This is a genomic window from Acetatifactor sp. (genome assembly GCF_982438285.1).
The window spans coordinates 1-5,750 of record NZ_CEWDFQ010000197.1; the positions used below are offsets into that span (position 1 = coordinate 1).

Below are 5,750 nucleotides of genomic sequence, written 5' to 3' on the forward strand. Positions count from 1 at the left end.
TCGCTGTTTTCTATGGCAACGGCCTTTTTTATATTTTCATAGCTGATCATGATTCTGGATACATTGCCCAGCCTGGGAATGGGAGGATCATCGGGATGCAGTGCAAACCGAATCCCATACCGCCTGGCATAGGGCATTACCGCCTTGATAAAATAAGTATAATTCTCCCACAGCTGTGCTTCCGTAATGGAGCCTTTATCCTCCAGATACTCATCCAGACGAAAGCCCGTCACCAAAGCGCCGCCTCTTTCCCTGATCCCGGCGTCTGTTCTGCACCAGCCCACATACGCCATAAAATTAAAGCATATGGTGCGGATATCCAGACTGTCCATGATAGGCAGCATCCTTATTACCTTTTCAATACATTCATCTCTCTTTTCGTCCCCTGCCTTAATATGGTCATGGAGCTGGTTTGGCAGGGGCTCTACAACAATGGGCCGAATGCCGTAATCCATAAATTTTTTATGGATGGCCTGCCAGTGTGACCGGCTGCATACATCAAACTCCTTTTCCTCCGGCAGCCGGATCACTCCATGCTTTATTCCGCACTGCTTTGCAAACGCCCATGTAATATCCTGCTCACTTTTAAGGTAATCCGTCAGTATCACCTGCTCCTCCTTTGCTAAATACCGCTGTGCGCCAGAAATCCGCCGTCCACAGGCACTGTAATGCCAGTTACAAAGGATGCCTTTTCATCGTCCAACAGCCATAAAATACTTCCAAGCAGCTCCTGCGCCTGTCCGAAGCGTCCCATGGGGGTGTGGTTTATGATATTTTCCCCTCTCCTGCTCAACGTCCCCTCCGGTGTATAAAGGAGCTTTTGGCTTCTATCATTTACAAAAAAGCCCGGCGCCACCGCATTCACCCTGATCCCTGCCGGTGCAAAATACACTGCAAGCCACTGTGTGAAATTTACCACCGCCGCTTTGCTCATTGCGTAAGCAGGCACACGGGTGAGGGGACGGACGCTGTTCATAGACGCAAAATTTAAAATACTGCCTTTTCCCTCCGCCGCCATCTGCCTTGCAAAAGCCCTCACCGGAATTACCGTTCCCATGGTATTTGTCTTAAGCACGCTTTCAAACACCTTAAGGTCTAAGTCAAAAAAGCCCATCCTGTCCTCCGGCCTTTTCTCCTCCAATTCCTCCGGTTCATATGTAAAATTGGTGGTGATGGCGCCCTTTTGATTGCCTCCCGCCCCATTGATCAGATACCGGCAGGGCCCGTACACTTTCGCCACTTCCCGCGCAATGGCATCCATGGCAGCTTCGTCTGTGACGTCCGCAGCTCTCACCATACACTCTCCCCCTACGGAACGAATTTGATCGGCCACCTTCTGTAATTTTTCTTCCGTTCTTCCAACCAGAACTGTCTTTGCTCCCTCCGCCGCAAGCTTTACTGCCACCTGCGAGCACAGCGTCCCTCCTGCTCCTGTGACGACCGCCGTCTGATTCTGAAATATTTCGCTCATCTGCATACCTCCTGCCCTCTTTTAAGGGAATATTCATCTCCTACAACGCCGACTGCATATGATCTGCGTTCTCCTGTCTTGCCAGACTGTACTCCTGCGACCAGTCCATATCCCTGAATTCCGCCGCGGCCTCATTTTTTTCGATATACTCCATCAGCAGATCCAGCATTTCCACCGTCCACACATTTTTATCAATCTGCGCTGTGGTAAATTTATTTTGGCTGATCATCTCAAACCCGAACATATCCTTTACCTTTGTTTTCACAGCGCCCTCAACCACCTCCTCTACCAGGTGGGCCGGAATAAACAATACCCCGGCGTCCGTCCCAAACACAATATCCCCTGGAAGGCATACCGCATTTCCGATTCTCACCGGCACATTAAAGCCCGTCATGACAAATTCTCTGATCGGTGTGGGATCGATTCCTCTGTAATAGACCTGTACCTCCTTGATCCGCTTCATCTGCTCCAGATCCCGGATTCCTCCCCAGATCACTCCGCCTCCCGTCTTGGTTTTCTTTGCAATGGCAGTGGTAAGGTTTCCTCCCAGGAAGGTACCCTTATAAATTTTGTCGTACATATCCGCCACGCACACATCTCCCTCCACCAGGCTGTCCACCACCCATTGATTGTAGGTCCCGTTTCTCCCCTCGCTTCTTCCAATCTCCATAGCCATAGCATGCAAATCCGGCCTTGTGGGACAAAAGACGGACGTCACCGCCCTGCCGATCAGCTTCCGCCCATCATTATGCAGCAGCCTTAAGCGCCCTTCAAACTGATTTTCATAGCCCTTGACAAAAATGGGCTTCCATACCTCCTCCAGGGTCAATGACTCAAGAGCCTTGAGATATTTATCCGCCACCCTGGGTCTCCCATCCGGAAAACGCTCCCCCTTCCACAGGGATGTCATTTGAATGATATCTTCCCTCACATTAAAATTCATTGTCCCGCCTCTTTTCCTCTATGATTCTTTTTGCATTGTAATAGCACACATCCTCCGCCAGCCTTTTAAGATTTTCCCGGGAAGCCAGAAGCTCGCCCTTCTCTGCCTTGCTTCCCAGCCAGCCGCATAGCACCCTTCTGAAATACTCATGCCGCACAAAGGAAAGGATGCTTCTGGAATCAGTGGTCATTCCGATAAACACGGAAAGAACGCCGAAGGAGCTGATATTTTCAAGAACCTGGCGCATCCCGTACAAGTGGTCGCACCACCACCAGGCCGGCCCCAGCTGCACCTTTCCGGCCGCGCCGTCCTGGCTGTAAGAGCCGCTTAAGACGGCCATCGGCGCATGGTCCGCTGGATTCATTGTAAACAAAATCACACGGGGCATGCCCCATTGTTCTTTCTCAAAGTCATCCAGCATCCGGGTCAGCGCTTTCACATTACAGCAGCTGCCGATTCCCGCAAAGCCGCCCTCCGGCCCGGCCAGAGCCCTTAGCCGGGAGCTTGTGTACCTTTGGGCGCCCATATGCAGCTGCAGCACCCATCCCCGCCTGGCATACTCCCCGGCCAGAAATCGCAGAATCTCCGATGAAAGCCTTTCTCTCTCCCGCCCGGTCAGCAAATCCCCTCTCCTTCGCCTGACAAAAAGCGCTTTTTCGGTTCCGTCCTGCTGAAAATAGGAAAAGCCGTTATCCAGCGCATGATCCGCAAATTTACATCCAGCCCTGGAAAACGCATCCAGTCTCAGGGAAATGGCCCTGTAGTAATCCTCAAGCGTCCCAATGGACACTTGGGTCAGCTGCTCTAAGCTCTCCAGCGTTTCTGCGGACGCCTCCACTATATTGTCTCCTCTCAGGGAGGGCGCAAAATGGTCAAGCTGGGAGAAATCTGAGATATCCTCCGTCAGCAGCGCGCAGGGCGCGGCATATTCCACCCCAAAGCCTGAAAGCAGCTTTAAGGGATCGTGATCCTGCTTTGAAAGCAGGTCCTCTGCCTGTTCCCAAAGCCCTTGGGCATCTGTGACCCCCGGTTCCAGGGAGATTCCGAAAACTCTTTTCATTTCAAGAATCGACCAGTCATACAAAGGATTTCCTGCCAATCTTGGCAAAACGGACATCCACGCCTGAAACTTGTCCCAATCCTCTGCCTGTCCGGTGATATATTTTTCATCAATCCCGCAGATGCGCATGGCTCTGTGCTTGTAGGGATCGCAGCACACCCAGAGCTGCGCAAGGTTCTCACAGCCTTTGCCGGATAAGAGCGCCCTTCTGCTTAAATGATTATGGTAATCAATAATGGGCAGCTTCCCTGCACATTCGTGATAAAGCCATTGCGAAACAGGCGTATTCAGCAAAAAATTCTCTTCCACTCTGATTCCTCCTTATGGACTGCGGCCCTTTCCGCCTCCTGCAGAGCCGTCATGGCCAGCAGAACGATTCCCGTGCCATGGTCGTCGTCATCCACAGCTCCCAGCGTTCTGTAATAGCTTCTCTCCATGGAACAGCCGGATCCTCTGCACATCCCTTTTACCACTCCTTCCTCCGTGATGGCCTTCCGGCGCAGCGCCTCCATTCCCTTTCTGGCATAATAGATATAGGAAGGCTCCAAAAAGCCGCAGGATACGCCATAGGAAATTCCTGTCACAAACATTCCGGTACAGGAGGTTTCCTGATAGGAGGTCTCCTCATCCAGTATCTGATGCCACATTCCCTCCTGATCCTGGTATCGGACCACCCCCGCTGCAAATTCCCTGAAAAAAGCAAGAATCTCCCGGGCCTTTTCCCAAAGTCCGTTTCCCTTTTCATGCTCCCAGAGCTTTTTCAAAAAATCCGCCGCAGACAAAAAGACCCAGCCATTGCCTCTTCCCCAGGGAATCTCGTTGGCCCTTTCCTTGTCCAGAAAATATATATGTGAAAAAATCCCTTTTTCTCTGATATACAGCCTCTTTTGAACTCCCCGAAACTGGCAGATACATTCCGACAGATACTCCTCTTTGCCCGTTATCTCCCACATTCGTGCAAAAAAGGGAACGCTCATAAAAACATCGTCCGCCCACATGGTGTCTTTTCTGTGGAAGGAGCCGTCCTGAAACCTGGGCACATTGCGCCTGGCCGCTTGGGCCAGCTCAAGCACAACGGACAAGGTTCTGCCGTCCAGGGTACGTTGATAGCTCTCCGCCAGGCACATTCCCGCCGCTCCTATGGAATCAAGGTTGTCGAGAAATACGCTTCTTTGCAGAAAGGGCGGCTCCCCGAAAAGCATTCCATCATATTTTGCATACTCAAAAAAATCCGAAAGAAGCTCCATGTTTTTCAAAAAGTAATCTGTCAGCTCCCTTCGCCCGAGAAATTCCGAGGCGCAAAGCAGACCGTAATTTCCCACCATCAGGGCGTAAAACCATTGTCCGAAAAAGCTGGTATTCACATAAGGCCGCAGATACAGCCTTTCCGCGTTAAAGCGCCAGAAACAGCGCTCTCCTGCCGCGTTGAAATAAGGCGTTTTCCACTGCAGACGCCGCTCCGGCCCAAACAGGGTATTTACGCTGTCCTCCGCCCCGAACGCTCCCACCAGTAAAAATTTCCCCAAAATTCCCTCCTTTTTCTTCACCAGGGGAAGCTCCAGCACCTCCTCCTGATCCTGACAGCAAAACCCCCATCCTGAGGATGTTTTCGAGGACTTGATTAAGAGCACGTCTCCCTTTTTCAAATGAATGCTTTCTGGCGGCCCTTTCGTTTCCGCTGCCCCTTCCCGGGAGGCGTCCTCTTTAGCTAATTGACCGTTTACCAGTATTCTGCACTCGGAAAAGGGTTCAATGCTTACCCTGCCATCTCTTTTGCAGCTGCTTACGGCATAAGCAATTATGCCCTTTTCCCGCCCGTACCATCTGCCAAAATCCACCCTTAAAGGGTCTTCCCAAGAGGCTTCAAAAGGCGCAAAGAATTCCTCCTGATCTTTCGTCCGGGCGGGATAGGGTTTTGCCGTCACCCCTTCCATTTCCAGCCCATGAACGGAAATTACGGTGCTGATATGATTCAGATAGTCCTTCGCCTCCATTCCCCGGTAATAAACAGTAGATATTGCCATTTCCAGAATCTGGTGGCTTTCTTCCAGCGTACACTGCACAATAAGCTCCCGCCGTCTGGGGGATACCTCTATTGCATAGCATTTTCCCTTGTCGTCCTCCCACTTGGGCTGCACTTTCTCTCCGTCATAATATACCGCGCTGCAGCTCCCCTTGAGATTCAGCAAGGCATTGTCTTTCTTTTCTCCCAAAACGTATGTCTTAATCCATATCTGCTGTCCTTTTTTCCCCTCCGGACAGAGCCTGCCCAAATC

General features: G+C 51.3%; 5 protein-coding genes. All 5 read right to left on the reverse strand.

What is annotated here, in order from left to right; all coding sequences use genetic code 11:
- A partial coding sequence (locus AC1WIP_RS10325) for a mannonate dehydratase (RefSeq protein ID WP_481141749.1) occupies positions 1–608 on the reverse strand: 608 nt, incomplete at its 3' end.
- 14 nt (positions 609–622) lie between these two features.
- Positions 623–1,471, reverse strand: coding sequence for an SDR family NAD(P)-dependent oxidoreductase (locus tag AC1WIP_RS10330; RefSeq protein WP_481141750.1), 849 nt, complete (start codon positions 1,469–1,471; stop codon positions 623–625).
- A gap of 40 nt (positions 1,472–1,511) precedes the next feature.
- Positions 1,512–2,414 (reverse strand): RraA family protein, encoded by a 903-nt coding sequence (locus AC1WIP_RS10335; protein WP_318708233.1) that lies wholly within the window; start codon positions 2,412–2,414, stop codon positions 1,512–1,514.
- Entirely contained in the window at positions 2,404–3,783 is a 1,380-nt protein-coding gene (locus tag AC1WIP_RS10340) for a glucuronate isomerase (protein ID WP_481141751.1), read from the reverse strand. Before AC1WIP_RS10340 ends, AC1WIP_RS10335 begins: the two co-directional genes overlap by 11 nt.
- On the reverse strand, positions 3,762–5,750 hold a 1,989-nt coding region (locus AC1WIP_RS10345; protein WP_481141752.1), incomplete at its 5' end, for a glycoside hydrolase family 88/105 protein. The genes AC1WIP_RS10340 and AC1WIP_RS10345, both read right to left, overlap by 22 nt.